The following is a 25,257-nucleotide window of genomic DNA, read 5'->3' on the forward strand; positions in this document are numbered from 1 at the left end:
CGGGGCGGCATTGCGTGCCGCGCTCAGGTGCCGGCGTAGTATTCCGGCACGATCAGCGTCACTTCCAGGCCGCCTTCGGCATGGTTGGACAGCAGGACGTTGGCGCCGTGCTGCTCGGCGATGTTGCGGGCGATGGTCAGACCCAGGCCGGTGCCGCCCGATTCGCGCGAGCGCGAGGTTTCGATGCGGTAGAACGGTTCGAACACGCGCGCCATCTGGTCCTGGTCGATGCCGGGGCCGCCGTCGCGGATGCGGATGCGCGCCGCGCCCACCATGCGCTCGACGGTCACGTTGGCGTAGTGGCCGTACTTGACGGCGTTGTCGATCAGGTTGACCAGGCAGCGGCGGATCGCCAGCGGCCGGCCCATCAGCGCCATCGCCGCGCGGCCGCGCAGTTCGACCTGCTGGCCGCCGTCAGTGGCGTCGCTGCAGACGCTGTCGAGCAGCGCATCGAGGTCCAGCGCCTGCATGGATTCGGTGGTGTCCATGCTGCGCGCCAGGTCCAGGCCTTCCTTGACCATTTGCTGCATCGCCGACAGATCGTCGATCAGGCGTTGCTGCAATTCCTGGTCGCCGACTTTTTCCAGGCGCAGCCGCAGCCGCGTCAACGGGGTTTGCAGGTCGTGGGTGATGGCCGCCAGCATCTGCGTGCGCTGCATGATGTGCTGGCGGATGCGCGCCTGCATGGCGTTGAAGGCGGCGCTGGCCTGGCGGATCTCGGCCGCGCCGCTCAGCACCACCGGCGGGTGGTTGATGTCGTTGCCCAGGTCCTTGGCGGCCTGCGCCAGCTGCTTGAGCGGACGCACCGTCATGCGCGTCACCAGGTAGGCCAGCGCGGCAATGCTGATCAGAAAGGGCAGCATGGCCAGCAGCTCGCTGTGGCCCGACGGCGGCGGCGCGCGCGGCGGCAGCACGGACAATTTGAGCACTTGGCCGTCGTGCAGCTGCACGTTCATGGTTTCGCAGGTGCCGCGCCACTGGGTCGGCGCGAAGATGTTGTTGCTCTTGCGCGGCAGGTCGCACACGGCCGGATGCTCGGCCAGCGGCGCCAGCTTGTAGCCCTCGCCCAGGCGCTGCTGCAAGGTGGCGGAAAACTCGGTCGGCGGCAGCGCGGTGGCCAGCGGCATGTCGGTGGCCTGCAGCTTGACGGTGCCGCGGTTGGCCATGCGCAGATACGTGGGGCGCGAGGCTTCCGGCAGCACGTCCGCGGTGATGATCAATTGTTCGGCGCGCTCCAGTGCGTGGAAGTCGCGGTAGCGCTCCAGCGCGCGCGTGCGTTCGCCCACCGCCAGCCACTGGGTCAGCGCCGCCGAGGCGACGATACCGAGCAGCAGGATCAGGAACACGCGCCCGGTCATCGATCCGAAAAAGGCTTTCACGCTTGCGGCTCCACGGTGACGGTGCCGGCCAGCACGTAGCCGCCGTTGCGCACGGTCTTGATGATTTGCGGCAGGCGCGCGTCCTCGCCCAGCTTCTGGCGCAGGCGGCTGATCTGGATGTCGATCGAGCGGTCGAAGGGATCGGCGTCGCGGCCCTGGGTCAGGTTGAGCAGCTGGTCGCGGTTGAGCACGCGGTTCGGATGTTCGAGGAAGACCTTGAGCAGGCGGAACTCGGCGCCCGACAGCATGATGACGATGCCGTCCGGGTTGAGCAGGTGGCGCGCGGTCAGGTCCAGCGTCCAGCCGGAGAAGCGCATCTGCTGCGCCTTCTCGGCGCCGCTGCCGACCGGCATGGCGTTACTGCGGCGCAGCACGCTGCGGATGCGCGCCAGCAGCTCGCGCGGCTCGAACGGCTTCGGCAGGTAGTCGTCGGCGCCCATTTCCAGGCCGAGGATGCGGTCCAGCGGTTCGTTGCGGGCGGTCAGCATAATGACCGGCAGCGTGGAGTGGCCGCGCAGCTTGCGGCACAGGGTCAGGCCGTCGTCGCCGGGCAGGTTGAGGTCGAGCACCACCAGGTCGGGCCGGCCTTCGTCGAGCAGCTTCCACATGGCGCTGCCGTCGGCGGCGCACAGGGCGCGGTAGCCGTTCGTTTCGAGATAGTCGGCCAACAGGGTGCGGATGTCGCGATCGTCGTCTACGATCAAGATAGTTGATGTGGGTTCCATATGCTAATTATCCCCAGTTAGACGGCGTGTGACCAATCACCAATTGTATCGTCTTGTATATCCCGGCAGGGGCGAAACATATGGATACAAAATCCGCGTTCCGCGAAACTTGGTGGCAACCTTGCGCTGCCACTATGCATGCAAGCGCGGTGCCTCTGCATCGCGATACCTAACTTTCAATGATAGAGGAACGACCATGAACGTCTTACGCAAAAGCATATTGATCGGTTTTACCGTGCTGGGCATGGCGGCCGCGCAGGCCCAGGATACGGCGGCGCCGCCGGCCGGGCGCCATGGCGCCGCTGTCAACCGGGAGCAGATGCAGGCCAAGATGGCGGAGATGTTCGCCAAGCGCCAGGCCAAGTTGCATGACCTGCTGAAGCTGACCGCGCAGCAGGAGTCGGCCTGGGCCACCTACCAGGCGGCCATCGCGCCGGCCGCGACCGGGGGCACCATGCCGGACCGCGCGGCCATCGCCAAGATGTCGGCGCCGGACCGCATGGCCAAGATGCTCGACCTGAGCAAGCAGCACCTGGCCAAGATGGAGGCGCACCTGGCCGCGCTGACCGCGTTCTACGGCCAGCTGACGGCCGAGCAGAAAGCCATCTTCGACGACCACAGCATGGGCGGCGCGCATGGCGGCCACGCGGGTCCGCGCGGCGGCTGGCACGGCCACCGCGAATGAGCGCCGTCACGCCCCCCATTGGGGGACGTGACTTCCCACGCGCGTGGGAATCCGTGCTGAGCCCGCAACGCGGCGGCCGCATGGACTCCCGCCTGCGCGGGAGTGACGGATCTTAGTTCAACTTGGACAGGGATGCGGTGAACTTGGCCGCATCCTGGAAGCCGATGACGCGGGCGCCGTCGATTTCCTTGCCGCGCTGGTCGAACAGGATGATGCCCGGCGGGCCGAACAGGCCGAAGCGCTTCAGCATGGCTTTGTCGTCGGCGTCGTTGGCGGTCACGTCCACTTGCAGCAGCACGCTGTTGGCCAGCCGCGCGCGCACTTGCGGATCGATGAAGGTCAGCTTTTCCATTTCCTTGCAGGACACGCACCAGTCGGCGTAGAAGTCCAGGATGGCGGTCTTGCCGCCGGTCTGGGCCAGAACGGCGTCGAGTTGCTGCACGGTCTTGATGCGCTGGAAGGCCAGCGGCGCCTCGTGCCTGCCGCCGGTCAGGTGCGCGAGCGGCGCCAGCGGATCGCGGCCGCCGCTGACCACGCCCACCAGCTGCATCAGGCCCAGCACGGCAACGACGACGCCGGCCGACCTGGCCACCCACTTCCCCCGATTCATCAGCAGGTACATGCCGTAGCCGACGAACAGCGCGGCCCAGCCCATCATCTGCACCGCGGCCGGCAGCACCGGAGAGACCAGCCACCAGCCCATCGCCAGCATCAGCACACCGAAGAAGCGCTTGACGGCGTCCATCCACATGCCGGCGCGCGGCAGCAAGGCGCCGGCCGAGACGCCGACCAGCATCAGCGGCACACTCATGCCGACCGCCATCGCGAACAGGGCGCTGCCGCCGATGACGATGTCGCGGCACTGGCTGATGTAGACCAGCGCGGCGGCCAGCGGCGCCGCCACGCAAGGGCCGACGATCAGCGCGGAGATCGCGCCCATCACAAACACGCCGGCCAGCTTGCCGGAAGATTGGCGGTTCGACACCGTGCTCAGTTTCGATTGCAGCGCGGCCGGCACCTGCAGTTCGTAGAAGCCGAACATCGACAGCGACAGCGCTGCCATCAGCAGGCCGAAGGCGCCCAACACCCACGGGTTCTGCAGCGCGGCGGCCAGCCCCTCGCCCGCCAGGCCGGCGGCAACGCCCAGCGCGGTGTAGACGATGGCCATGCCCAGCGAATACGTGACCGACAACAGCAGGCCGCGTCCACGGCTGCTGCTGGCGCCTTCGCCGACGATGATCGAGGACAGGATGGGCACCATCGGCAGCACGCACGGCGTGAACGACAGGCCCAGGCCCAGCAAGGCGAACAGCGGCAGGATCACCAGCAACTTGCCGGATTTGAGCGCGGCTTCAAGATGGCCGCTTTCGCTGACCGGTGCGGCGGCGACAGGCGGATTCAGCGGCGGCAGGATGATGGTGTTGGGGCTGGGGATGGCGCGGATGGTGACGCCCGGCGTCAGCGGCGCCGGCTTGCCTTCGCCGATCGGCGCGCTGGCGGCTGCGGCTGCGGCAGGAGCTGCGACGGCGGCCGGCGCGGAGGCGCTCGCTGCGGGCAGCACGGTCAGCGGCGCCGCGCCGGCACTGACGGGATTGCCGGCGGGCGCGGCGACGGCGGGCGCGGTGGCAGGCAACGGCACCGCGCCGCTGCCGACCAGCGACGCCTTGTAGTCTTGCGGCGCGTAGCACAAACCCTTGTCCGAGCAACCCTGCCCCACGGCCATCAGCGTGAACGGGCCGTCGGCCTCGACCGGCAGCGTCATGGTGACGGTCTTGCGGTAGGTCTCGACGTTTTTCTGGAAGGTCTCGTCGAAGTGCACGGTGCCGGCCGGTATGGACAGCGCGCCCAGCCTGGCGCCGTTGGCGCTGAACTTGAAGCGCTCGCGGTACATATAGTAGCCATCGGCGATCTGGAAACTGACCGACACAGTGTGGCCGTCGACCATGCGGGCCGAGAATTTGAAGGCCTGGTCGGGCTCGAGGAAACCGTCGTCGGCCAGCGCGGGACGCGCCATCAACAGGGCGATCAGCGACAGCAGCGACACGAACAGGCGGGCAATACGAAGCATGGGTTTTCTTTCAGCGAAACGAGCACCAGCATAGTACACCGGGGCCGTTTTTTGCGCCTGAGCCCATGCTTAAAGCCGGCGGCCGTCCCGGCCGCGCGCATAAAAAAAGCCAGGCAGAGCCTGGCTTTCTTCTAGACGACCACAACGGCGAAGATTACTCTTCAGCGGTTGGCGCTGCGTCGATGTCGGTGACTTCTGGACGGTCCAGCAGCTCAACGTAAGCCATTGGAGCGTTGTCGCCAACACGGAAACCCATTTTCAGGATGCGCAGGTAGCCGCCGTTGCGGTTTGCGTAACGTGGGCCCAGTTCTGCGAACAGCTTCAGAACCATTTCACGATCACGCAGACGGGAGAATGCCAGACGCTTGTTAGCCAGGGTGTCGGTCTTGCCCAGGGTCAGGATAGGCTCAACAACGCGGCGCAGTTCTTTAGCTTTTGGCAGCGTGGTTTTGATGGCTTCATGACGCAGCAGGGAAACGGTCATGTTGCGCAGCATTGCCAGACGGTGGGACGAGGTACGATTCAGTTTACGGAGGCCGTGACGGTGACGCATGGTACTTCCTTTCAGGTGTTTAAATCCGAGTTCTTCGATCGCTCACGTTTGACGGTGAGCGCGGACCGGTTCTAGTTGTATAACGCCCCAGGCAACATGCCAGGGACGGTGCTGCAGAGCTGTCACTCCCGCGCAGGCGGGAGTCCATGCCGAGCATGCTCGGCATAGGTCCCCGCTTTCGCGAGGACGACAAGCGGGTAGTTATTTTTCCAGGCCTGCAGGCGGCCAGTTTTCCAGCTTCATGCCCAGGGTCAGGCCGCGGGAAGCCAGCACTTCCTTGATTTCGTTCAGGGACTTGCGGCCCAGGTTTGGCGTCTTCAGCAGTTCGTTTTCCGAACGCTGGATCAGGTCGCCGATGTAGTAGATGTTTTCGGCTTTCAGGCAGTTGGCCGAACGCACGGTCAGTTCCAGGTCGTCCACCGGACGCAGCAGGATAGGATCGACCAGCGGTGCGCGCGAAGGAGCTTCAGCAGCGGCTTCGGTGCCTTCCAGGGCGGCGAACACGTTCAGTTGGTCGACCAGCACGCGGGCCGATTGACGGATCGCTTCTTCCGGCGAGATGACGCCGTTGGTTTCGATGTTGATGATCAGCTTGTCCAGGTCGGTACGCTGTTCCACGCGAGCGGACTCGACGAAGTAGGAAACGCGGCGCACCGGCGAGAACGACGCATCCAGAATGATGCGGCCGATGGTCTTGTTGGTGTCTTCGGACAGGCGGCGTACGTTACCTGGCACATAGCCACGGCCTTTTTCAACCTTGATCTGCATGTCCAGCTTGCCGCCGGCGGTCAGGTGAGCGATCACGTGGTCCGGATTGATCAGTTCCACGTCGTGTGGCAGATCGATGTCCGAAGCCAGGATGGCGCCTTCGCCTTCCTTTTTCAGGGTCAGGGTGACGGAGTCACGGTTGTGGACTTTGAAGACCACGCCCTTCAGGTTCAGCAGCAGGTCAACGACGTCTTCCTGGACGCCGTCGAGCGACGAGTATTCGTGTACAACGCCCGCGATCGTCACTTCGGTCGGCGCGTAGCCCACCATCGACGACAGCAGTACGCGGCGCAGCGCATTACCCAATGTATGGCCATAGCCGCGTTCGAACGGCTCCATCACTACTTTAGCGTGGCCGGCGCCCAGCGCCTCTACATCGATAATACGTGGCTTCAACAGACTGTTTTGCATGTAAATGTCCTTTTCAATACCCTCGGCGCGTTAGGCCGATAAGGCTGATGGCATTAGTGAAAACGCCCACTCGGTCGAGTGGGCGGGTTTTGGTGCTACTTAGACTACAGATTAACGCGAGTACAGTTCGACGATCAGCGATTCGTTGACGTCGTTGGCGATCTCGTTGCGCTCTGGCAGGGACTTGAAGGTGCCTTCCATTTTCTTGGCATCGACCGACACCCAAGCTGGCATGCCAACTTGTTCAGCCAGCGACAGCGCTTCAACGATACGCACTTGCTTTTTCGATTTTTCACGAACAGCGATGACGTCGCCGACTTTGACCACGTACGAAGCGATGTTCACAACCTGGCCGTTCACGGTGAAGGCTTTGTGCGATACCAGCTGACGCGCTTCAGCGCGGGTCGAGCCAAAGCCCATGCGGTATGCAACGTTGTCCAGGCGGGTTTCCAGCAGCTTCAGCAGGGTTTCGCCGGTGTTGCCCTTGCGGCGGTCGGCTTCTGCGAAGTAGCGACGGAACTGACGTTCCAGAACGCCGTACATACGCTTGACTTTTTGCTTTTCGCGCAGTTGGTTGCCGTAGTCCGAGGTGCGAGCACCCGATTTCACGCCGTGCTGGCCTGGTTTGACGTCCAGTTTGCACTTGCTGTCCAGCGAGCGACGTGCGCTCTTCAGGAACAGGTCAGTACCTTCACGACGGGAGAGTTTTGCTTTAGGTCCGATATAACGTGCCACGATGCTTCCTTTTTTTAAATAATAACGCCCCAGCCATAATGAAATGGTTAGGCGCTAGTCTGATCCTCAGGGTGGGCCAGACGGTGGCTAAAATGCGAATAACCCGCCGAATGTTGTTCGACAGGCGACAACAGCCGGGCAGTATAACCGTTTCCGGTCTCCTGCTCCAGCGATTTCTGCAAGTCGGAAGGAGGCGAAGCGAACTTCGCCGCCGACCGGACTCTTAGATACGACGACGTTTTGGAGGACGGCAGCCGTTGTGCGGTACTGGGGTAACGTCCTGGATCTCGGTGATCTTGATGCCCAGGTTGTTCAGTGCGCGCACTGCGGATTCGCGACCAGGACCAGGGCCCTTGATACGCACTTCCAGGTTCTTCACGCCGCATTCCACTGCAACTTTACCAGCTGCTTCGGCCGCAACCTGCGCTGCGAACGGGGTCGATTTACGCGAACCCTTGAAGCCAGCACCACCGGAGGTCGCCCACGACAGAGCGTTGCCCTGACGGTCGGTGATGGTAATGATGGTGTTGTTGAAGGAAGCGTGAACGTGCGCGATACCTTCGGCAACGTTCTTCTTGACCTTCTTGCGTACGCGCGCTGCTGCTGCGCTGCTTTGTTGCTTAGCCATGTGATTTCCCTAGATTATTTCTTGAGCGATTGAGCGGCTTTGCGCGGGCCCTTGCGGGTACGTGCATTGGTGCGGGTGCGCTGGCCGCGGACCGGCAGGCCCTTACGGTGACGCATACCGCGGTAGCAACCCAGATCCATCAAACGCTTGATGTTCATGGACAGTTCGCGACGCAGATCGCCTTCGACGATGAATTTTGCTACTTCATCGCGCAGCTTTTCCAGTTCGCTATCGTCCAGATCCTTGACCTTTTTATTGGTCGCGATACCCGTTGCGGCGCAGATGAACTTTGCGCGTGGACGGCCTACACCGTAGATGGCCGTCAGGCCGATTACGGTGTGCTGATGATTGGGGATATTAACCCCTGCAATACGTGCCATTCGTTATTCCTCGATAAATAACGGTTATTAACCTTGACGCTGCTTGTGACGTGGTTCGACGCAGATTACGCGAACAACGCCCTTGCGCTTGATGATCTTGCAGTTGCGGCAGATCCGCTTGACTGAGGCGTTAACTTTCATTTTGCACTCTCTTCTTGGTTCGATTATTTAAGTTACTTGGTCCGGAACACGATACGTGCGCGGCTCAGGTCGTAAGGTGTCAGCTCTACCGTCACCTTGTCGCCAGGAAGAATGCGGATATAGTTCATCCGCATTTTACCTGAAATATGCCCGAGCACCACGTGTCCGTTTTCCAGCTTTACTCGAAATGTTGCATTCGGGAGATTCTCAAGAATCTCGCCCTGCATCTGTATGACGTCGTCTTTTGCCATTCGGTATGTTTGAAACCGCGCTTATCGCGTCGGAATTCCGCCCTTGAAGTTTGCTTTGCGCAGCAGCGATTCATATTGCTGCGACATCACGTAGTTTTGCACTTGCGCCATGAAATCCATGGTAACAACCACAATAATCAACAGAGAAGTGCCGCCGAAATAGAACGGTACTTTCCACTCGGCTTGCATGAATTCCGGCAACAAACACACCAAAGTGATGTAGATGGCGCCAGCCAGTGTCAAACGTGTCAGGATCTTGTCGATGTAGCGGGCAGTCTGCTCACCGGGACGTATCCCTGGCACAAAGGCCCCGCTCTTCTTCAAGTTATCCGCTGTTTCCTTGCTGTTGAAGACCAGCGCGGTATAGAAGAAACAGAAAAACACGATCGCAATGGCGTACAACAGTGCGTGGATGGGCTCGCCTGGCCCCATCGATGCTGCCAAATCTTTCAGGAACCGGACGACCGGGTTGGCCGTGTCGGCGCCCGTCGTAGCCCAGCCCACGATCGTTGCCGGGAACAAGATAATCGACGAAGCGAAGATCGGTGGGATCACGCCGGCCATATTCAACTTCAATGGCAGGTGCGACGTTTGTCCACCGTAAATCTTGTTACCCACTTGGCGTTTCGCGTAGTTCACCAGGATCTTGCGCTGGCCACGTTCCACGAAGACCACCAGGAACGTCACCGCCACCACCAGGACCATGATGATCATCGCGGACAGGGCACCGATCGAACCGTTGCTCACCGACGAGGCCAGGCCTCCCAGCGCGCCCGGCAGACCGGCAGCGATACCCGCGAAGATGATGATCGAGATGCCGTTACCGAGACCGCGCTCGGTAATCTGCTCACCCAACCACATCACGAACATGGTGCCGGTCAACAGCGTGGTGACCGTCACGAAACGGAACCCGAAACCGGGATCCAGTACCAAGCCAGCTTGCGACTCCAATCCGACTGCAATAAAGAAGGCCTGGACGCTTGCCAGTATCACCGTGAAATACCGGGTGTACTGGGTGATCTTGCGACGTCCGGATTCGCCCTCTTTTTTCAACGCTTCCATCTGCGGCGAGACGATCGACACCAGTTGCATGATGATCGAGGCCGAGATGTAAGGCGTGATACCCAGCGCAAAGACTGTGAAGCGCGCCAGAGCGCCACCACTGAACATGTTCAACATGCCCAGGATGCCGCCCTCTTGCGACTTGAACAGCTCCGCCAACCGCACCGGATCAATCCCGGGAACCGGGATGTGAGCGCCGATGCGATAAACCACCAATGCGCCAAGCAAGAACCAGAGCCGGCCCCAGGGGAAACCAGCTGCTGCACTTTTAGCCAATTGTGGATTAGTCGCCAATTTTCGCTCCGATCAAGCTGTTAGCGGTCAACTCAGGCTACCGAGCCGCCGGCTGCTTCGATGGCGGCTTTCGCGCCAGCGGTCACTTTCAGGCCTTTGAGGTTCACCGCTTTGGTGATCTCGCCGGACAGAATGACGCGCACGTCGCGTGCCAGCACGCCCAGTACGCCAGCTTGCTTCAGCACCAGGATGTCGACGTCGCCAACGGCCAGGTTGTTCAGGTCGGACAGGCGCACTTCAGCTTTGAAGGTGGCGTTGAGCGACTTGAAACCGCGCTTAGGCAGACGGCGTTGCAGAGGCATCTGACCGCCTTCGAAACCGACTTTGTGGAAGCCGCCCGAACGCGATTTTTGACCCTTGTGACCACGGCCCGAGGTTTTACCCAGACCGGAGCCGATACCGCGGCCGACGCGACGCTTGTAGTGCTTAGCGCCATCGGCTGGTTGTATGGTATTCAGTTCCATGATTTCTCCGTGTGTAAGCCCGGGGGCTTACGCAACTACTTTAACGAGGTACGAGACTTTGTTGATCATGCCGCGCACGGATGGGGTGTCCTGCAACTCGGCAACCGAGTTAACACGACGCAGACCCAGACCGCGAACGGTGGCACGGTGGTCTTCACGCGTGCCGATCAAGCCCTTGACCAATTGTACTTTGACGGTTTTAGTTGTCATAATGTCCACCTTAGCCCAGGATCTCTTCTACCGACTTGCCGCGTTTCGCAGCAATCTCAGCAGGAGTACTCATTTTTGCCAGACCATCCAGCGTGGCGCGCACCAGGTTGTAAGGGTTGCTCGAGCCGGTGGATTTCGCCACGACGTCGGTCACGCCCATTACTTCGAAGATTGCGCGCATTGCGCCGCCAGCGATGACGCCGGTACCTGGTTTCGCAGGCGACATCATCACTTTCGATGCGCCGTGACGACCGGTAACGGTGTGCTGCAGGGTGCCGTTCTTCAGGGAGACCTTGATCAGGTTGCGGCGGGCTTCTTCCATTGCCTTCTGCACACCCACTGGGACTTCCTTCGACTTGCCCTTGCCCATGCCGATGCGGCCATCGCCGTCACCAACCACGGTCAGCGCGGCGAAACCCATGATACGACCACCCTTGACCACTTTGGTCACGCGGTTGATCGCGATCATTTTTTCGCGCATGCCGTCATCCGGCTTGTCGCTTGCCATTTTTGCTTGCATTTTTGCCATGATCGTTCCTTAGAACTTCAGACCGGCTTCGCGCGCGGCTTCTGCCAGCGCCTTCACACGGCCGTGGTAACGGAAACCGGAGCGGTCGAACGCGACTTCGGTAATCCCTGCTTTCAGTGCTTTCTCTGCGACGCGCTTGCCGACGATCGCGGCAGCAGCAGCGTTGCCGCCCTTGCCCGATTTGCCAGCCAGTTCGTTGCGCACTTCGACTTCTGCCGTGGAGGCCGATACCAGTACTTTGGCATCCGGCGAGATCAGGTTCGCGTAGATATGCAGGTTAGTGCGGTGTACCGACAGGCGGTTCACTTTCTGTTGCGCGATCTTGATCCGGGTTTGGCGTCCGCGGCGCAGACGTGATTCTTTCTTGTCCATCGTCAGCCCCTAGTTACTTCTTCTTGGTTTCTTTAATCTTAACCACTTCGTCCGAATAACGGACGCCCTTGCCCTTGTAAGGCTCAGGGGAGCGGTAAGCGCGAACTTCAGCAGCCACTTGGCCCACTTGCTGACGGTCGATCCCTTTGATGATGATCTCCGTTGGCGTTGCGGTAGCGCAGGTGACGCCGGCTGGCATCGAGTGCACGACAGGGTGCGAGAAGCCCAGCGACAGATTCAGCTTGTCGCCCTGCGCTTGCGCCTTGTAACCCACGCCGACCAGGTTCAGCTTTTTCTCGAAACCCTTGGTCACGCCGGTGACCATGTTGTTGACCAGTGCGCGCAGCGTACCGGACATGGCACTGGCTTCGCGGCTGTCATTAGCGGCGACGAAGCTCAGGGTTCCTGCATTGTTTTCCACCGTGACCTGGCCGTTCAGGGCCTGGGTCAGGACGCCCAGAGGGCCCTTGACGGTGATCGCTGCTGCGGAGATGGCGACTTCAGCGCCAGCTGGCACAGCGATTGGCATTTTAGCTACACGAGACATGTCTAACTCCTTATGCGACGTAGCAAATAACTTCGCCGCCGACACCGGTAGCGCGTGCTTTGCGGTCAGTCATGACGCCTTGCGGAGTCGACACGATCGCCACACCCAAGCCATTCATCACAGTAGGGATCTCGTCTTTGCCCTTGTAGACGCGCAGGCCCGGACGGGACACGCGCTCAAGGCGCTCAATGACGGGACGGCCAACATAATACTTCAAACCGATTTTCAGTTCCGCTTTGCCACCAGCTTCGGCTACGGCGAAATCTTCAATGTAACCCTCGTCCTTGAGGACGTTGGCAATCGCAATTTTAACTTTCGACGATGGCATGGCCACGGTCGTCTTTTGCACGCCTTGGGCGTTACGAATGCGGGTCAGCATATCGGCGATAGGATCGCTCATACTCATTGCATATTCTCCTATTACCAGCTTGCTTTAGTCATACCCGGGATCTCACCACGCATGGCGAATTCACGGAGCTTGATACGGCCCAGACCGAATTTACGGAAGGTGCCGCGTGGACGACCGGTGACGGCGCAGCGGTTACGCTGGCGGGTCGGAGCCGAGTTACGTGGCAGCGCTTGCAGTTTCAGGCGCGCTTCGTAACGTTCTTCTTCCGACTTCGACTGGTCATCAATGATGGCCTTCAGCGAGGCGCGCTTGGCGGCAAACTTGTTTGCCAGGTCGACGCGTTTCTGCTCACGGTTAATCAGTGCGAGTTTTGCCATGATCTTCTTAGTTCCTGAACGGGAATTTAAAGGCGGCGAGCAGAGCTTTCGCTTCGTCGTCGGTCTTGGCGGTGGTGGTGATCGAAATGTTCATACCACGCAGCGCATCGATCTTGTCGTACTCGATTTCCGGGAAGATGATCTGCTCTTTCACGCCGATGTTGTAGTTACCACGACCATCGAACGAACGGCCATTCACACCGCGGAAATCGCGCACGCGCGGCAGGGCCACGGTGATGAAGCGATCCAGGAACTCGTACATACGAGCGCCGCGCAGGGTGACCATGGTACCGATCGGGTAGCCTTCACGGATCTTGAAACCCGCGATAGCTTTGCGCGACTTGGTGGTCACCGGCTTCTGGCCAGCGATCTTGGTCAGGTCGCCCACAGCGTGTTCGAGGACTTTCTTGTCCGCGATGGCCTCACCGACACCCATGTTCAGGGTGATCTTGGTCAGACGTGGAACTTCCATCACCGACTTGTAACCGAATTTCGCGGTCAGGTCGGCGACGACTTTTTCTTTATAGAATTCTTGGAGACGTGCCATGATTTCTTAAGCCTTCACTACTTCGCCGGACGATTTGAAGACGCGGACTTTTTTGCCATCCACTTCTTTGAAACCGACACGGTCTGCCTTGCCAGTCGCTGCATTGAACAATGCAACGTTGGACACGTGAATCGGCATAGTCTTGTCGACGATACCACCTTGTACGCCAGTCATTGGGTTAGGCTTGGTCGCTTTTTTAGCGACGTTGACGCCTTCAACCACGACATGCTCAGCATCGATACGCTGCTGAACGACGCCACGTTTGCCCTTGTCTTTCCCGGTCAGAACGATGACTTCGTCGTTTTTACGAATCTTATCCATTACGACTCCTTACAGGACTTCCGGTGCCAGGGACACGATCTTCATGAACTTTTCAGTGCGCAGCTCGCGCGTCACTGGTCCAAAAATACGGGTACCGATCGGTTCCAGCTTGGCGTTCAACAGAACGGCGGCATTGCCGTCGAACTTCACCAGGGAACCGTCTTGGCGGCGAACACCTTTAGCGGTGCGCACTACCACGGCGTTATAAATTTCACCTTTTTTGACACGACCGCGTGGCGCAGCAACCTTAACGGTTACCTTGATCACGTCGCCGATGCCAGCATAACGGCGCTTGGAGCCGCCCAATACCTTGATGCACATAACTTCTTTGGCACCGGTATTGTCAGCCACTTCGAGCCGGCTTTCAGTTTGAATCATAGTATTCTCTTTCCCAACTTAAGCCGAAGAATCCACACAATGCGGACCTGCGGTCAGTCTTGGTCCCGCCAGAGGACTCATGAAGAGCCCACTGTTTGGGTGCTTGACCTTCGTCTTGCTACTGACCGCACGGTTCAGCGTCTGTGGCCAGACACTTTGCGGCGTTACATGAACGAAGCCCGCAAGTATTACATACAACTCGCGGGCTTGCAAGAACTAATTGAAAATCGCCCCCGGCACTAAGACCGGAGGCGACAACTTCAATTAAACGATTTGCGCGGCTTGCACCACGCGCGTCACGGTCCATGCCTTCGTTTTGGAGATCGGACGACCTTCCACGATTTCCACCGTGTCACCGGCTTTCACCTGGTTGGTCTCGTCGTGCGCGTGATACTTGTTCGAGCGGACGATGATCTTGCCGTACAAAGGATGCTTGACGTGACGTTCGATCAGAACGGTAACGGTCTTGTCCATCTTGTCGGACACCACTTTACCGATCAGGGTGCGCTTGAGCGACTTTACTGGTTCGGTCATTTGGCTTCCTTCGTGTTCATTACCGTTTTTACACGTGCGATATCGCGACGTACCTTCTTGAGCTGCGAAGTGTTGCTCAGCTGTTGCGTAGCGATTTGCATACGCAGGCCGAACTGTGCCTTCAACAGGTCATTCAGCTCTTTTTGCAGAGCTACCTGGTCTTTGCCGCGGAGTTCAGATGCTTTCATATTTCACTCCTGTTATTGACCAACTTGACGGACCACGAAGGTGGTCGCCAGTGGCAGTTTGGCAGCGGCCAGGCGGAATGCTTCGCGCGCCAGTTCTTCTGCGACGCCATCCATTTCGTACAGGACTTTGCCTGGACGGATTTCAGCGACGTAGTACTCCGGATTACCTTTACCGTTACCCATACGGACTTCGGCAGGCTTGTTCGAGATCGGTTTGTCCGGGAACACGCGGATCCAGATACGGCCGCCACGTTTGATGTGACGGGTCATGGCGCGACGTGCTGCCTCGATCTGGCGTGCCGTGATACGACCACGGGCAACGGCTTTCAGACCGAACTCGCCGAACGACACCGAAGTGCCGGCGGTGTGCGAAATGCCGGTGTTACGGCCTTTCTGCTCTTTACGATACTTTCTGCGTGCTGGTTGCAGCATGATTATTCTCCTGCTTTCTCGGCCGGCTTGGCGGCAGTGCGTACACGAGCGCCTGGAGCGGCTGGCTTGGCGCCGGCGCCTGCTGGGCGCGGACGGCCAGCTGGTTTGCCGTCGTCACGACGTGGGCCACGTGGCTTCTTCTCGTCCGGTGGGGTATCGATGACTGGTGCGTCGCCGTTAGGCGCGCGGTCACCCTTGTAGACCCACACCTTGACACCGATGATGCCGTAGGTGGTCGAAGCTTCGCTGGTGCCGTAGTCGATATCGGCGCGCAGGGTGTGCAGTGGCACACGGCCTTCGCGATACCACTCTTTACGAGCGATTTCGATACCGTTCAGACGACCCGACGACATGATCTTGATGCCCAGGGCACCCAGACGCATGGCGTTTTGCATCGCACGCTTCATCGCGCGGCGGAACATGATGCGCTTTTCCAGCTGCTGGGCGATCGAATCGGCGATCAGCTGCGAGTCGATTTCCGGCTTGCGGATTTCTTCGATGTTCACGTGGACAGGCACGCCCATGATCTTGGTCAGCGCCGACTTCAGTACTTCGATGTCTTCGCCTTTTTTACCAATGACCACGCCCGGACGCGAGCTGTAGATCGTGAAGCGCGCGTTCTTGGCAGGACGCTCGATGACGATGCGGCCAACCGAAGCGTTCTTCAGCTTGGTCTTCAGGTAAGCGCGTGCTTTCAAGTCTTCGTTCAGCATCGAGGCAAAGTTGCTGTTGCCTGCGTACCAACGCGACGCCCAGTTACGGGTAACCGACAGGCGGAAGCCGGTTGGGTGGATTTTTTGACCCATATTTAGCTCCTTAGTTGCCGACGGTCACGTAAATGTGACACGATTGTTTCGAGATGCGATCGCCCCGGCCTTTAGCGCGTGCGGTGAAGCGCTTTAGGATCGGGCCCTTTTCGACGTAGATCGTTTTCACGAACAGTTCGTCGATGTCCGCGCCATCATTGTGCTCGGCGTTGGCGATAGCCGACTCCAGCACTTTCTTGATGATGGTCGCGCCCTTTTTTGGGCTGAATTGCAGAATGTTGAGTGCAGCGTCAACTTTCTTGCCGCGGATCTGGTCAGCCACGAGGCGACCTTTTTGATCCGACAAGCGCACACCCTTGAGGATAGCTTTGGTTTCCATTATTTCTTCGCCTTCTTGTCAGCGGCATGGCCCTTGAACGTGCGGGTCAGCGCGAATTCACCGAGCTTGTGACCAACCATGTTCTCGGAAACGTACACTGGCACGTGCAGCTTGCCATTGTGGACGGCGATCGTCAGGCCGATGAAGTCAGGCATGATGGTCGAACGACGGGACCAGGTTTTGATTGGCTTCTTGTCTTTGGCAGCTTGCGCGGCTTCGACTTTTTTCACCAGGTGGGCGTCACAGAACGGCCCTTTTTTCAATGAACGAGTCATGTGCTACCCCTTATTTCTTGCCGCGGCGCGAGACGATCATGGAAGAAGTACGCTTGTTGCTGCGGGTCTTCTTACCCTTAGTCTGTTGGCCCCAAGGCGACACTGGATGACGACCAGCTGCAGTTTTACCTTCACCACCACCGTGCGGGTGATCGACCGGGTTCATGACCACACCGCGAACGGTAGGACGAACACCGCGCCAGCGCATCGCGCCAGCTTTACCGATTTTACGCAGGCTGTGTTCGGCGTTGCCGACTTCACCCACGGTTGCACGGCACTCGATGTGCACGCGACGCACCTCACCCGAGCGCAGGCGAACCTGGGCGTAGGTGCCGTCACGGGCCATCAGGACCACGCCGGCGCCGGCGGAACGGGCCATCTGGGCACCCTTACCTGGCAGCATTTCGACGCAGTGCATGACGGTACCGACTGGAATGTTGCGGATCGGCAGGCAGTTGCCCGACTTGATCGGCGCTTCCGAACCATTCATCACTGCATCACCAACGGACATGCCCTTGGTGGCGATGATGTACTGGCGTTCGCCGTCGGCGTAGCACAGCAGGGCGATATTCGCGGTGCGGTTTGGATCGTATTCGATACGTTCCACTTTCGCTGGAATGCCATCCTTCTGACGCTTGAAGTCGATCAGGCGATAGTGCTGCTTGTGACCACCGCCGATGTGGCGGGTGGTGATGTGGCCGTTGTTGTTACGACCAGCAGTTTTCGATTTTTTCTCAACCAGGGCTGCGAACGGACGACCTTTGTACAGGTCCGGGTTCACAACTTTCACCATGCCGCGACGGCCTGGGGAGGTTGGCTTCATCTTAACGAGTGCCATTATTTAGCCTCCTCGGAGAAATTGATTTCCTGGCCAGGTTTCAGGCACACGAAAGCACGCTTGGTATGGTTGCGGCGGCCGGTGTGGGCACCGGAACGCTTCTGCTTACCTTCGCGGTTGACGGTCTGCACCGATTCCACTTCCACTTTGAACAGCAGTTCAACAGCGGCTTTGATTTCTGGCTTGGTCGCGTCGGTGGTTACACGGAACACGATCTGTTCGTTCTTTTCCGCGACCATGGTGGCCTTCTCGGAAATGACCGGAGCCAGCAGCACCTTCATCAGGCGCTCTTCGCTAAATTTCAATGCGCTCATGCCAGCATCTCCTCAATCTTGGCCAGTGCAGCTTTCGTGACCAGGATCTTCTTGTAGAACACCAGGGACATTGGATCTGCGTGACGCGGTTCAACAACCAGTACGTTAGGCAGGTTACGCGATGCCAGTTCCAGGTTTTCGTTGGCGACGTCGGTGATGATCAGAACCGAGTCAAAGCCCATGCCGGTCAGCTTTTGCGACAGCAGCTTGGTCTTTGGCGCTTCGATCGTCAGGTCTTCGATAACCGTCAGACGGTCTTCGCGGGCCAGCTGGGACAGGATCGAGCAGATACCTGCGCGATACATCTTCTTGTTCACTTTGTGGGTGAAGTTCTCGTCAGGCGAGTTCGGGAAGATGCGACCACCGCCGCGCCACAGTGGCGACGACGACATACCAGCACGAGCGCGGCCGGTACCTTTTTGGCGCCATGGCTTCTTGGTCGTGTGGTGGACTTCTTCACGGTCTTTTTGTTTACGGTTGCCGCTGCGAGCATTGGCTTGGTAAGCAACGACGACTTGGTGGATCAGGGCTTCGTTGTAGTCACGGCCGAAGATGGTATCGGCGGCGGCAACGTTAGAGGCGGCTTGACCTTGAGCGTTCAAGAGCTTGAGTTCCATCGTTTAAGCTCCCTTCTTTGCTTTAACTTTGACAGCAGGCGATACCACTACCTGGCCATTTTTCGCGCCTGGGATCGCGCCTTTGACCAGCAGCAGCTGACGGTCGGCATCGATACGGGCGATTTCGAGGTTCTGCACAGTGCGGGTGACGTCACCGAGGTGACCGGTCATGCGCTTACCTGGGAACACGCGGCCTGGATCTTGCGCCATACCGATGGAACCTGGGACATTGTGCGAACGGGAGTTACCGTGGGTAGCACGGCCCGAAGCAAAGTGGTGACGCTTGATGGTACCGGCATAGCCTTTACCGATCGTGACACCTTGAACGTCGATCTTCTGACCGACTTCGAACAGGGAAGCAGCAACAACGTCGCCAGCTTTCAGTTCGGCAGCTTTGGCTGCGTCAACGCGAAACTCTTTCAACAGAGTACCAGCTTCGACACCGGCTTTAGCGTGGTGACCAGCAACAGCCTTCGTTACGCGGGAAGCGCGACGTTGACCGAATGCGACCTGAACCGCGGTATAACCGTCGGTTTCAGGAGTTTTGATTTGCGCAACACGGTTGTTCGATACGTCCAACACGGTGACTGGGATCGAATCCCCGTCATCGGTGAAGATGCGCATCATACCAACCTTGCGACCGAGAAGGCCAAGGCTCATTTTTTCTCCAATTCCCACCTACGATTGGGCGGGGATATGTTGAACTACTAAAATTAGTACGGACCAATAAAAAGACGTATCCATACCGAAGCCGGCTAGTGTAGCGCGAAAAGACCCTTGACGCAACAACTTAATACGAGGTATGTCGGGTTTCCGCGGCTTTGGCGGGACGGTGGCGATCAGGCACGCAAATGGCGGCGCCATGCGGGCTGGCGCTCAGTGCTCGGGCACGTGGATGCTGGCCTTGATGTGCTTGAGGTGAGCGACGATGGTGAAGGTCATCACCACCAGCAGCGACCACGAACTCCACTTGTTGACGTGCACCGCCGACCAGGCGCCCAGCTGGTTGGGATAGCGCCACACGCCCCAGAAGGTGCTCAGGTTCTCGGCTAGCCAGATGAAGAAGCCGATCAGCACGAAGGCCAGCAGCACCGGCATGCGGCGGTCGCGGTCCAGCGGCCGGAACACCACCGTGGTGCGGGCGTACAGGCCCAGCGCGCAGGCCGCCAGGTACCAGCGGTAGTCGCCGATGTAGTGGTGGGTAAAGAAGTTCACATAGATCAGCGCGGCGATCAGCACCGCCATCCAGTACGGCGGATGATGACGAATGCGCAAGCCGAACAGGCGCCAGGCTTGGATGATGTAGCTGCCGACCGCCGCATACATAAAGCCCGAGAACAGCGGCACGCCCCACAGCTTGGTGTAGGCGAAGTCGGGGTAGCTCCACGACTGGATCGTCCCCGACACCTTGAACACCTCCAGCGCGAAGCCGACCACGTGGAACAGGCTGATTGCCTTCAGCTCGTCCCAGCTCTCCAGCCCGGACCACGCCATGCCCACCTGGATCGCCAGCGCCACGATCAGCAGCACGTCGTAGCGCGGCAGGCCCAGCACGCCGGCGCGCGGCACCAGCAGCACCGCGCCGAAGAACAGCGTGACGAACAGGCACGCCCTCGCCTCCTTCAGGCCGAAGTACAGGAACTCGGCCAGGAAGCGCGGCCAGCCGCGCAGACCCGTACGGGCGGAGTGGTCGAGCAGGCGAAGGTCGAGCGCAGCAAGCATGGTGTTTCCGGTTGGTTTTTTAGCAAGCGACTGTACCGCCGAGGCCGCCCGCTGTCCAGTTGCTGAGGACGAAAAAAAACCGGGCACGAGGTGCCCGGCTTTTCAGACTTGCAGTTCTAAGCGATTAGAACTTGTAGGAAGCGCTGGCGCCGAAAGTACGGAACAGCGGCAGTATGGTGTTGCCCGCAACAGCGTAGCCGTCGCGATAGTTGACCGACGAATCCTGGTTCAACAGGTTGTTGATGAACAGGCTCAGCTTGACATTCTTGATGCCGGTGTACGCCAGGTTGTAGTCCACCGTGGTGGTGCTGCGTACGCGGTTGCAAGCAGCCATGTTCTCAGGAGCGACCTTGTTGGCAACGCAGTAGTCCGGAGTATCGTCGCTGTTCAGGCTGTAGCCGCCACTGTAGTTCAGCGTAACGCCATTGTCGAATGGACCAGTTTTCAGCGATGCGCGCGCCTTGTAGCGCAGACGCGCGCCGATGTCGTAGTTGCCGGCGGAATTCATGCCGTAGGCGTTGTCAGCCACCAGGAAGGCCTTGTAGCTCAGCGCGTAAGAGCCATCCACCTTCAGGCGCAGATCGCCCACGTTCGGGATCTTCACTTTACCGGACATGTCGAAGTCGAAGCCCGATGCCTTGGTCTTGCCACTGTTGACGTACGGGTTGTAGACCAGGCCCAGCTTGCCGATGCCTTGGAAGTTGGTGGTGTTGCCCGGTGCGTACTTCTTGACCAGGGCCAGGAACTCGTTGTCGGCGGCGGTGTTGTCCACGCGCAGCAGCTGGCCGGCTGGCAGCGTCGCCTCGCCTTTCAAGATGTCGCCGGTGGTACGGGTGCCGATTTCGTCCTTGCGCTCGATATTGTAGTAATCGAGTGCCAGGGTCCAGTTCTTGACCGGCTCGAACACCATGCCCAGCGTGTACGAACGCGAGGTTTCAGGCTTCAGATCAGGGTTCGACTTCACGAAGCTCGGCAGCGGTGCCTTGCAATCGTTACTCAGGAAGGTGTTGGCGATCGCCTTGTCGGAGGTGGTCGCGGTCGGCGAATTCTGAACCAGATTGTTCAGCGTGGTGGCGATCGGGCAGCGACGCAGGTCGTTGACGTTGGTGGCGACCGAGCTGCGGCCCAGACCATTGCCGGATTCGACGATGTTCGGCGCACGGAAGCCGCCCGACGCCGTACCGCGCAGCAGCAGGGCATCGGTGACGTTGTATTTCAGGCCGAGCTTAGGCGAGACGTGGGCTTCGCTGCCGCTGGTTTTGTCGGCGCGCAGCGCTGCGCTCAGCTCCACCTGCTTGACGACCGGGATGGTCGCTTCGGAGAAGACCGCGTAGTGGCTGACGGTGTCTTTGACCTGCAGGCCAAACACGCCCACCACGTCGCCGCGCAGGACGTTGTCCGAGCTCGACATTTCATACGATTCGCGGCGCAGGTCGGTACCGACGGCAACGCTCAGCGGGCCAGCCGGCAGTTGGGCGACCGCACCGGACACGGTGGCGTCGAAGAACGAAATCTTCGATTTGCCTTTGGTGGTACGGACCGGGAACATCGATTCCAGCAGCGCTGGATCGTTCTTCTGGCCGAACTTGTAGGTGTTGTTGACGATGGCGTCGGTGTAACCCTTCATGCTGACTGCGCGGGTTGCCTTGGTGGCCGACGAGGTCATGTAACCGGCAGCCGATTTCCAGTCAAATTCGCCGATGGTGCCGTTCAGGGCCAGCATGGCGCGGGTCTGGTCGGATTCGGTGCGGTTGAAGTTGAAGCCGTCGCCGGTGTCCATCAGGCGCGCGCGCAGTTCGATCGGCTGCGAGTTGATATTGCCGTTGTTCCCAACCGGCAATTTCGGATAGAAGTATGGACCAACCATCTTGCCGTCGATCGCGTTGTACCAGATGTTGGACGCAGTGGTCGTCCCGCCGTTGTTGACGCTCAGCGGAGCAACGATATAGTCATTGGTGGCGCCGGCGTTGGTGATTTCAAAGTTGGCGTCGATGTTGGCGCCGATCTTGAAATGGGTGTTGCTGACCGCGGCATAGCGCTTGGCGTTGGTGGCCAGGCCGGAGTACGGCAGCGCGTCCCATTTGCACAGCTTGTCGGTCGGGTCGATCTGGTCGGCCGGGCAGCCAGGCGCGGCAACGATCTTGGCGCTGTTGAAGAAGTAGTTACCGGTCGGCGAGTAGGTGCTCTTGGCATCCCAGGTCGAGCGGCTTGGGGTCTGGCGGTGCCAGGCCGGAACCTTGTTGCGCAGTTCGCCGAGGGTGAAGCCGTCGCTCTTGTAACCTTCGAAGGTCAGGTAGGTGTTGAAGCCCTGCTTCTCGACGTCGCCGTAGCCGTAGATCGCCGAAGCGCTGCGGTTGCGGTTGTCCTGGAAGCCGTCGGCGGTGTCGTAGTTGACCGTGACTTTGCCGCCTTCGTAGTCCTTGCGCAGGATGATGTTGATCACACCGGCGACCGCGTCGGAACCGTAGATTGCGGATGCGCCGTCCTTCAGGATCTCGATGCGCTCGATCGCTTCGGTGGAGATCGCATCCAGGTTGGTGAAGTTTTCCTGGGCGCCGTCGGCCAGGCCGTACTGGGCGATGCGGCGGCCGTTGACCAGGACCAGCGTCGAGGCCTTGCCCAGGCCGCGCATGCTGACGCCGGACGAACCGGTAGCGAAGCTGCCCGAGCTGCTCGTAGCGGAGCTGATGCTGGTGCTGGTGGAGGACGCGGAACGCAGCAGGCCCAGCACGGTGTGCTCGCCGGTGCGCTCGATGTCGTCGCGGTTCATGATCTGGACCGAGGCGGCCGCTTCGATATCGGTACGCTTGATGCTGGAACCGGTGATTTCAACGCGTTGGAGTTTGGGTTCGGCTGCAGCGGCTTGCTGAGCGTAGGCGTGCTGTGAGAAAGCGACGGTCAATGCGAAGGCGATCGCACTTTTTTTAAAAAGTGGTTTATTCAAGAACTACTCCCAGATGTGGTTATGTAATCTGCGCGTTCGCTATCGCTCACCTCGGTAAGATGAACCTAGCTTTTCACGTCTGCCGCAAATTTCGCACAAGATTGGTGCAATAACAAGCGATACAGTACGTTACATTACAATTTGGTTAGTTTATTTATGTGATTGTTGTTTTTTGGAACAACTTAGTCCACTGCTCGTGGCGTAAACAACAATGGGGCCAGGCGCGTTCGCGTTTGGCGAACAGGCCCGGCCCCATCATCAGCTGGCAGCGGAAAAACTGCTCCGCCGGCCGGCTGGGAAACGATTATTGCAGTTTGATTTCGACGTCAACGCCAGCTGGCAGGTCCAGCTTCATCAGTGCATCAACGGTCTTGTCGGTTGGGTCGACGATGTCCATCAGGCGCTGGTGGGTACGGATCTCGAACTGGTCGCGCGAGGTCTTGTTGACGTGTGGCGAACGCAGAACGTCGAAACGCTGGATGCGGGTTGGCAGTGGGACTGGGCCCTTGACCACGGCGCCGGTGCGCTTGGCGGTGTCAACGATTTCCAGTGCGGACTGGTCGATCAGCTTGTAGTCGAAAGCCTTCAGGCGGATACGGATTTTTTGATTGGTAACGGACATGATATTTCCTCAAAAGAGCGAACTGACAACTATGTAGCGTCAGCAATGTTTAAAAGAACGAGTTTGGTGCCGGTAGGGAGCCTGCCCTTGCAAGGGCAGGCCGCACGCAGGCGCGGGGCAGGCCCCGCGAATTCCCTGCTAAGCCCGACATGGTATCACACCATGCCGGCCGTGTTTCAAACCGCGCTTAAAAATTAAGCGATGATTTTAGCAACAACGCCTGCACCAACGGTACGGCCGCCTTCGCGGATTGCGAAGCGCAGACCTTCTTCCATAGCGATCGGGTTGATCAGCTTGACGGTGATCGACACGTTGTCGCCTGGCATAACCATTTCTTTGTCCGCTGGCAGTTCGATCGAACCGGTCACGTCAGTCGTACGGAAGTAGAACTGTGGACGATAGTTGTTGAAGAACGGAGTGTGACGGCCGCCTTCGTCTTTCGACAGAACATAGATCTCGCCGGTGAAGTGGTTGTGTGGCTTGATCGAGCCTGGCTTCGCCAGAACTTGACCACGTTCCACGTCTTCACGCTTGGTGCCGCGCAGCAGCAGACCAACGTTGTCGCCAGCCTGACCCTGGTCCAGCAGCTTGCGGAACATTTCCACGCCGGTGCAAGTGGTCTTGACGGTGTCTTTGATGCCGACGATTTCGATCTCTTCGCCGACCTTGATGATGCCGCGCTCGATACGACCGGTCACAACGGTACCGCGACCCGAGATCGAGAACACGTCTTCCACTGGCATCAGGAAGGCGCCGTCCACTGCGCGCTCTGGCGTAGGGATGTAGGTGTCCAGTGCTTCAGCCAGAGCCATGATGGCTTGCTCGCCCATTGGGCCGGTGTCGCCGTCCAGCGCCATACGGGCCGAACCTTTAACGATAGGCAGGTCGTCGCCTGGGAAGTCGTACTTCGACAGCAACTCGCGCACTTCCATTTCAACCAGTTCCAGCAGTTCTGCGTCGTCGACCAGGTCGCACTTGTTCAGGAACACGATGATGTATGGAACGCCAACCTGGCGGGCCAGCAGGATGTGCTCGCGGGTCTGTGGCATTGGGCCGTCAGCTGCGGAGCAAACCAGGATCGCGCCGTCCATCTGCGCTGCACCGGTGATCATGTTTTTGATGTAGTCGGCGTGGCCTGGGCAGTCAACGTGAGCGTAGTGACGGCCGGCGGTTTCGTATTCAACGTGTGCGGTGTTGATGGTAATGCCGCGTGCTTTTTCTTCCGGAGCAGCATCGATCTGGTCGTATGCTTTAGCTTCGCCGCCGAATTTCTTCGACAGAACGGTAGCGATTGCAGCGGTCAGGGTGGTCTTGCCGTGGTCGACGTGGCCGATGGTGCCGACGTTGACGTGCGGCTTGGTCCGTTCGAATTTCTCTTTTGCCATTTTATTCTTCCTTAGAACAATGTTTTAAATATGCCGCCGGAGGATCTCCCCGGCGGCAATAGATAC

Annotated in this window: 36 protein-coding genes; 1 reads left to right on the forward strand and 35 read right to left on the reverse strand. The window is 59.4% G+C overall.

Translation table 11 applies throughout. The annotated features are described in order from the left end of the window. Positions 1 to 23: 23 nt before the first annotated feature. Together ACEN9O_RS06625 and ACEN9O_RS06630 are read right to left on the reverse strand one after the other, a co-directional pair. Positions 24 to 1,379, reverse strand: coding sequence for an ATP-binding protein (locus ACEN9O_RS06625; RefSeq protein WP_495616828.1), 1,356 nt, complete (start codon positions 1,377 to 1,379; stop codon positions 24 to 26). Further along, positions 1,376 to 2,104, reverse strand: coding sequence for a response regulator (locus ACEN9O_RS06630; protein WP_495616829.1), 729 nt, complete (start codon positions 2,102 to 2,104; stop codon positions 1,376 to 1,378). The genes ACEN9O_RS06625 and ACEN9O_RS06630 overlap by 4 nt, the downstream gene beginning before the upstream one ends. A 196-nt stretch (positions 2,105 to 2,300) precedes the next feature. On the opposite strand from ACEN9O_RS06630, the gene ACEN9O_RS06635 reads away from it, so the two are divergent. Next, positions 2,301 to 2,789, forward strand: a complete 489-nt coding sequence (locus ACEN9O_RS06635; RefSeq protein ID WP_495616830.1) for a Spy/CpxP family protein refolding chaperone — start codon at positions 2,301 to 2,303, stop codon at positions 2,787 to 2,789. 112 nt (positions 2,790 to 2,901) lie between these two features. Here the strand turns inward: ACEN9O_RS06635 and dsbD are convergent, their stop codons facing one another. The 33 genes from dsbD to tuf all read right to left on the reverse strand — a co-directional run bounded on the left by dsbD (position 2,902) and on the right by tuf (position 25,191). Further along, positions 2,902 to 4,857, reverse strand: coding sequence for a protein-disulfide reductase DsbD (gene dsbD / locus ACEN9O_RS06640; protein ID WP_495616831.1), 1,956 nt, complete (start codon positions 4,855 to 4,857; stop codon positions 2,902 to 2,904). A gap of 154 nt (positions 4,858 to 5,011) precedes the next feature. Further along, positions 5,012 to 5,410 (reverse strand): 50S ribosomal protein L17, encoded by a 399-nt coding sequence (gene rplQ, locus ACEN9O_RS06645; RefSeq protein ID WP_152841143.1) that lies wholly within the window; start codon positions 5,408 to 5,410, stop codon positions 5,012 to 5,014. Positions 5,411 to 5,611: 201 nt separating this feature from the next. Further along, entirely contained in the window at positions 5,612 to 6,589 is a 978-nt protein-coding gene (locus ACEN9O_RS06650; protein ID WP_008444343.1) for a DNA-directed RNA polymerase subunit alpha, read from the reverse strand. A gap of 111 nt (positions 6,590 to 6,700) precedes the next feature. Then, on the reverse strand, positions 6,701 to 7,324 hold the full coding sequence (gene rpsD, locus ACEN9O_RS06655) for a 30S ribosomal protein S4 (RefSeq protein ID WP_008444341.1): 624 nt from the start codon (positions 7,322 to 7,324) through the stop codon (positions 6,701 to 6,703). A gap of 223 nt (positions 7,325 to 7,547) precedes the next feature. Then, complete coding sequence (gene rpsK, locus ACEN9O_RS06660; RefSeq protein ID WP_008444339.1) at positions 7,548 to 7,952, reverse strand: 30S ribosomal protein S11; 405 nt, start codon at positions 7,950 to 7,952, stop codon at positions 7,548 to 7,550. 14 nt (positions 7,953 to 7,966) lie between these two features. Beyond that, positions 7,967 to 8,332 (reverse strand): 30S ribosomal protein S13, encoded by a 366-nt coding sequence (gene rpsM, locus ACEN9O_RS06665; RefSeq protein WP_008444337.1) that lies wholly within the window; start codon positions 8,330 to 8,332, stop codon positions 7,967 to 7,969. Positions 8,333 to 8,359: 27 nt separating this feature from the next. Further along, a complete protein-coding gene (gene rpmJ / locus ACEN9O_RS06670) occupies positions 8,360 to 8,473 on the reverse strand; it encodes a 50S ribosomal protein L36 (protein ID WP_005663407.1) in 114 nt (37 codons plus the stop codon). Positions 8,474 to 8,505: 32 nt separating this feature from the next. Further along, positions 8,506 to 8,724, reverse strand: coding sequence for a translation initiation factor IF-1 (gene infA / locus ACEN9O_RS06675; RefSeq protein WP_005663428.1), 219 nt, complete (start codon positions 8,722 to 8,724; stop codon positions 8,506 to 8,508). Positions 8,725 to 8,745: 21 nt separating this feature from the next. Beyond that, on the reverse strand, positions 8,746 to 10,080 hold the full coding sequence (secY, locus tag ACEN9O_RS06680) for a preprotein translocase subunit SecY (RefSeq protein WP_495616832.1): 1,335 nt from the start codon (positions 10,078 to 10,080) through the stop codon (positions 8,746 to 8,748). Positions 10,081 to 10,112: 32 nt separating this feature from the next. Then, a complete protein-coding gene (gene rplO / locus ACEN9O_RS06685; RefSeq protein ID WP_020704381.1) occupies positions 10,113 to 10,544 on the reverse strand; it encodes a 50S ribosomal protein L15 in 432 nt (143 codons plus the stop codon). A gap of 27 nt (positions 10,545 to 10,571) precedes the next feature. Next, a complete protein-coding gene (gene rpmD, locus ACEN9O_RS06690; RefSeq protein WP_036623375.1) occupies positions 10,572 to 10,754 on the reverse strand; it encodes a 50S ribosomal protein L30 in 183 nt (60 codons plus the stop codon). Between the two features lie 10 nt (positions 10,755 to 10,764). Then, entirely contained in the window at positions 10,765 to 11,283 is a 519-nt protein-coding gene (gene rpsE, locus ACEN9O_RS06695; protein ID WP_008444331.1) for a 30S ribosomal protein S5, read from the reverse strand. Positions 11,284 to 11,292: 9 nt separating this feature from the next. Continuing rightward, entirely contained in the window at positions 11,293 to 11,655 is a 363-nt protein-coding gene (gene rplR / locus ACEN9O_RS06700) for a 50S ribosomal protein L18 (RefSeq protein ID WP_090325886.1), read from the reverse strand. A 13-nt stretch (positions 11,656 to 11,668) separates the two neighbouring features. Continuing rightward, positions 11,669 to 12,202: a 50S ribosomal protein L6 gene (gene rplF, locus ACEN9O_RS06705; protein WP_495616833.1), complete on the reverse strand. Its 534-nt coding sequence runs from the start codon at positions 12,200 to 12,202 to the stop codon at positions 11,669 to 11,671. Between the two features lie 10 nt (positions 12,203 to 12,212). Further along, positions 12,213 to 12,608 (reverse strand): 30S ribosomal protein S8, encoded by a 396-nt coding sequence (gene rpsH, locus ACEN9O_RS06710; protein WP_008444325.1) that lies wholly within the window; start codon positions 12,606 to 12,608, stop codon positions 12,213 to 12,215. A gap of 14 nt (positions 12,609 to 12,622) precedes the next feature. Then, positions 12,623 to 12,928 carry a 30S ribosomal protein S14 gene (rpsN, locus tag ACEN9O_RS06715; protein WP_008444324.1) on the reverse strand — a complete coding sequence of 102 codons (306 nt, stop codon included), beginning with the start codon at positions 12,926 to 12,928 and terminating at the stop codon, positions 12,623 to 12,625. Positions 12,929 to 12,935: 7 nt separating this feature from the next. Continuing rightward, positions 12,936 to 13,475: a 50S ribosomal protein L5 gene (gene rplE, locus ACEN9O_RS06720; RefSeq protein ID WP_008444321.1), complete on the reverse strand. Its 540-nt coding sequence runs from the start codon at positions 13,473 to 13,475 to the stop codon at positions 12,936 to 12,938. A 6-nt stretch (positions 13,476 to 13,481) separates the two neighbouring features. After that, positions 13,482 to 13,796, reverse strand: a complete 315-nt coding sequence (gene rplX / locus ACEN9O_RS06725) for a 50S ribosomal protein L24 (RefSeq protein WP_008444319.1) — start codon at positions 13,794 to 13,796, stop codon at positions 13,482 to 13,484. 9 nt (positions 13,797 to 13,805) lie between these two features. Further along, positions 13,806 to 14,174 (reverse strand): 50S ribosomal protein L14, encoded by a 369-nt coding sequence (gene rplN, locus ACEN9O_RS06730; RefSeq protein ID WP_008444317.1) that lies wholly within the window; start codon positions 14,172 to 14,174, stop codon positions 13,806 to 13,808. Between the two features lie 264 nt (positions 14,175 to 14,438). After that, positions 14,439 to 14,708, reverse strand: a complete 270-nt coding sequence (rpsQ, locus tag ACEN9O_RS06735) for a 30S ribosomal protein S17 (protein WP_008444314.1) — start codon at positions 14,706 to 14,708, stop codon at positions 14,439 to 14,441. Continuing rightward, positions 14,705 to 14,896 carry a 50S ribosomal protein L29 gene (gene rpmC / locus ACEN9O_RS06740; RefSeq protein WP_019923486.1) on the reverse strand — a complete coding sequence of 64 codons (192 nt, stop codon included), beginning with the start codon at positions 14,894 to 14,896 and terminating at the stop codon, positions 14,705 to 14,707. Before rpmC ends, rpsQ begins: the two co-directional genes overlap by 4 nt. A gap of 12 nt (positions 14,897 to 14,908) precedes the next feature. After that, positions 14,909 to 15,328 (reverse strand): 50S ribosomal protein L16, encoded by a 420-nt coding sequence (rplP, locus tag ACEN9O_RS06745; RefSeq protein ID WP_008444302.1) that lies wholly within the window; start codon positions 15,326 to 15,328, stop codon positions 14,909 to 14,911. A 2-nt stretch (positions 15,329 to 15,330) separates the two neighbouring features. Further along, positions 15,331 to 16,134, reverse strand: a complete 804-nt coding sequence (gene rpsC / locus ACEN9O_RS06750) for a 30S ribosomal protein S3 (protein WP_008444300.1) — start codon at positions 16,132 to 16,134, stop codon at positions 15,331 to 15,333. 10 nt (positions 16,135 to 16,144) lie between these two features. Next, positions 16,145 to 16,477, reverse strand: coding sequence for a 50S ribosomal protein L22 (gene rplV / locus ACEN9O_RS06755; RefSeq protein WP_176362469.1), 333 nt, complete (start codon positions 16,475 to 16,477; stop codon positions 16,145 to 16,147). Continuing rightward, the gene (gene rpsS / locus ACEN9O_RS06760; protein ID WP_008444295.1) at positions 16,474 to 16,749 is read right to left on the reverse strand and encodes a 30S ribosomal protein S19; all 276 of its coding nucleotides are present in this window, start codon (positions 16,747 to 16,749) and stop codon (positions 16,474 to 16,476) included. The genes rplV and rpsS overlap by 4 nt, the downstream gene beginning before the upstream one ends. Before the next feature lie 10 nt (positions 16,750 to 16,759). Next, on the reverse strand, positions 16,760 to 17,587 hold the full coding sequence (rplB, locus tag ACEN9O_RS06765; protein ID WP_020704372.1) for a 50S ribosomal protein L2: 828 nt from the start codon (positions 17,585 to 17,587) through the stop codon (positions 16,760 to 16,762). Next, positions 17,587 to 17,901, reverse strand: a complete 315-nt coding sequence (gene rplW, locus ACEN9O_RS06770; RefSeq protein WP_008444291.1) for a 50S ribosomal protein L23 — start codon at positions 17,899 to 17,901, stop codon at positions 17,587 to 17,589. Before rplW ends, rplB begins: the two co-directional genes overlap by 1 nt. After that, on the reverse strand, positions 17,898 to 18,518 hold the full coding sequence (gene rplD / locus ACEN9O_RS06775) for a 50S ribosomal protein L4 (RefSeq protein WP_117014458.1): 621 nt from the start codon (positions 18,516 to 18,518) through the stop codon (positions 17,898 to 17,900). Before rplD ends, rplW begins: the two co-directional genes overlap by 4 nt. A gap of 3 nt (positions 18,519 to 18,521) precedes the next feature. Further along, positions 18,522 to 19,178, reverse strand: coding sequence for a 50S ribosomal protein L3 (rplC, locus tag ACEN9O_RS06780; protein WP_020704370.1), 657 nt, complete (start codon positions 19,176 to 19,178; stop codon positions 18,522 to 18,524). A gap of 216 nt (positions 19,179 to 19,394) precedes the next feature. Then, positions 19,395 to 20,240, reverse strand: a complete 846-nt coding sequence (locus tag ACEN9O_RS06785) for a DUF817 domain-containing protein (RefSeq protein ID WP_495616834.1) — start codon at positions 20,238 to 20,240, stop codon at positions 19,395 to 19,397. A gap of 124 nt (positions 20,241 to 20,364) precedes the next feature. Further along, a complete protein-coding gene (locus tag ACEN9O_RS06790) occupies positions 20,365 to 23,184 on the reverse strand; it encodes a TonB-dependent receptor plug domain-containing protein (RefSeq protein ID WP_495616835.1) in 2,820 nt (939 codons plus the stop codon). Positions 23,185 to 23,488: 304 nt separating this feature from the next. Next, entirely contained in the window at positions 23,489 to 23,806 is a 318-nt protein-coding gene (gene rpsJ, locus ACEN9O_RS06795) for a 30S ribosomal protein S10 (protein WP_117014469.1), read from the reverse strand. A 194-nt stretch (positions 23,807 to 24,000) separates the two neighbouring features. Beyond that, the gene (gene tuf, locus ACEN9O_RS06800) at positions 24,001 to 25,191 is read right to left on the reverse strand and encodes an elongation factor Tu (protein WP_495616836.1); all 1,191 of its coding nucleotides are present in this window, start codon (positions 25,189 to 25,191) and stop codon (positions 24,001 to 24,003) included. Positions 25,192 to 25,257 lie beyond the last annotated feature (66 nt).

This window comes from Duganella sp. Dugasp78 (assembly GCF_059491455.1).

Coding starts and splice junctions, on each gene's coding strand:
- ACEN9O_RS06630 (WP_495616829.1), bottom strand. CDS start 2,104: ATGGAACCCACATCAACTATCTTGATCGTAGACGACGATCGCGACATC.
- ACEN9O_RS06635 (WP_495616830.1), top strand. CDS start 2,301: ATGAACGTCTTACGCAAAAGCATATTGATCGGTTTTACCGTGCTGGGC.
- dsbD (WP_495616831.1), bottom strand. CDS start 4,857: ATGCTTCGTATTGCCCGCCTGTTCGTGTCGCTGCTGTCGCTGATCGCC.
- rplQ (WP_152841143.1), bottom strand. CDS start 5,410: ATGCGTCACCGTCACGGCCTCCGTAAACTGAATCGTACCTCGTCCCAC.
- ACEN9O_RS06650 (WP_008444343.1), bottom strand. CDS start 6,589: ATGCAAAACAGTCTGTTGAAGCCACGTATTATCGATGTAGAGGCGCTG.
- rpsK (WP_008444339.1), bottom strand. CDS start 7,952: ATGGCTAAGCAACAAAGCAGCGCAGCAGCAGCGCGCGTACGCAAGAAG.
- rpsM (WP_008444337.1), bottom strand. CDS start 8,332: ATGGCACGTATTGCAGGGGTTAATATCCCCAATCATCAGCACACCGTA.
- rpmJ (WP_005663407.1), bottom strand. CDS start 8,473: ATGAAAGTTAACGCCTCAGTCAAGCGGATCTGCCGCAACTGCAAGATC.
- infA (WP_005663428.1), bottom strand. CDS start 8,724: ATGGCAAAAGACGACGTCATACAGATGCAGGGCGAGATTCTTGAGAAT.
- rplO (WP_020704381.1), bottom strand. CDS start 10,544: ATGGAACTGAATACCATACAACCAGCCGATGGCGCTAAGCACTACAAG.
- rpmD (WP_036623375.1), bottom strand. CDS start 10,754: ATGACAACTAAAACCGTCAAAGTACAATTGGTCAAGGGCTTGATCGGC.
- rpsE (WP_008444331.1), bottom strand. CDS start 11,283: ATGGCAAAAATGCAAGCAAAAATGGCAAGCGACAAGCCGGATGACGGC.
- rplR (WP_090325886.1), bottom strand. CDS start 11,655: ATGGACAAGAAAGAATCACGTCTGCGCCGCGGACGCCAAACCCGGATC.
- rplF (WP_495616833.1), bottom strand. CDS start 12,202: ATGTCTCGTGTAGCTAAAATGCCAATCGCTGTGCCAGCTGGCGCTGAA.
- rpsH (WP_008444325.1), bottom strand. CDS start 12,608: ATGAGTATGAGCGATCCTATCGCCGATATGCTGACCCGCATTCGTAAC.
- rpsN (WP_008444324.1), bottom strand. CDS start 12,928: ATGGCAAAACTCGCACTGATTAACCGTGAGCAGAAACGCGTCGACCTG.
- rplE (WP_008444321.1), bottom strand. CDS start 13,475: ATGGCACGTCTCCAAGAATTCTATAAAGAAAAAGTCGTCGCCGACCTG.
- rplX (WP_008444319.1), bottom strand. CDS start 13,796: ATGGATAAGATTCGTAAAAACGACGAAGTCATCGTTCTGACCGGGAAA.
- rplN (WP_008444317.1), bottom strand. CDS start 14,174: ATGATTCAAACTGAAAGCCGGCTCGAAGTGGCTGACAATACCGGTGCC.
- rpsQ (WP_008444314.1), bottom strand. CDS start 14,708: ATGACCGAACCAGTAAAGTCGCTCAAGCGCACCCTGATCGGTAAAGTG.
- rpmC (WP_019923486.1), bottom strand. CDS start 14,896: ATGAAAGCATCTGAACTCCGCGGCAAAGACCAGGTAGCTCTGCAAAAA.
- rplP (WP_008444302.1), bottom strand. CDS start 15,328: ATGCTGCAACCAGCACGCAGAAAGTATCGTAAAGAGCAGAAAGGCCGT.
- rpsC (WP_008444300.1), bottom strand. CDS start 16,134: ATGGGTCAAAAAATCCACCCAACCGGCTTCCGCCTGTCGGTTACCCGT.
- rpsS (WP_008444295.1), bottom strand. CDS start 16,749: ATGACTCGTTCATTGAAAAAAGGGCCGTTCTGTGACGCCCACCTGGTG.
- rplB (WP_020704372.1), bottom strand. CDS start 17,587: ATGGCACTCGTTAAGATGAAGCCAACCTCCCCAGGCCGTCGCGGCATG.
- rplW (WP_008444291.1), bottom strand. CDS start 17,901: ATGAGCGCATTGAAATTTAGCGAAGAGCGCCTGATGAAGGTGCTGCTG.
- rplD (WP_117014458.1), bottom strand. CDS start 18,518: ATGGAACTCAAGCTCTTGAACGCTCAAGGTCAAGCCGCCTCTAACGTT.
- rplC (WP_020704370.1), bottom strand. CDS start 19,178: ATGAGCCTTGGCCTTCTCGGTCGCAAGGTTGGTATGATGCGCATCTTC.
- ACEN9O_RS06785 (WP_495616834.1), bottom strand. CDS start 20,240: ATGCTTGCTGCGCTCGACCTTCGCCTGCTCGACCACTCCGCCCGTACG.
- rpsJ (WP_117014469.1), bottom strand. CDS start 23,806: ATGTCCGTTACCAATCAAAAAATCCGTATCCGCCTGAAGGCTTTCGAC.
- tuf (WP_495616836.1), bottom strand. CDS start 25,191: ATGGCAAAAGAGAAATTCGAACGGACCAAGCCGCACGTCAACGTCGGC.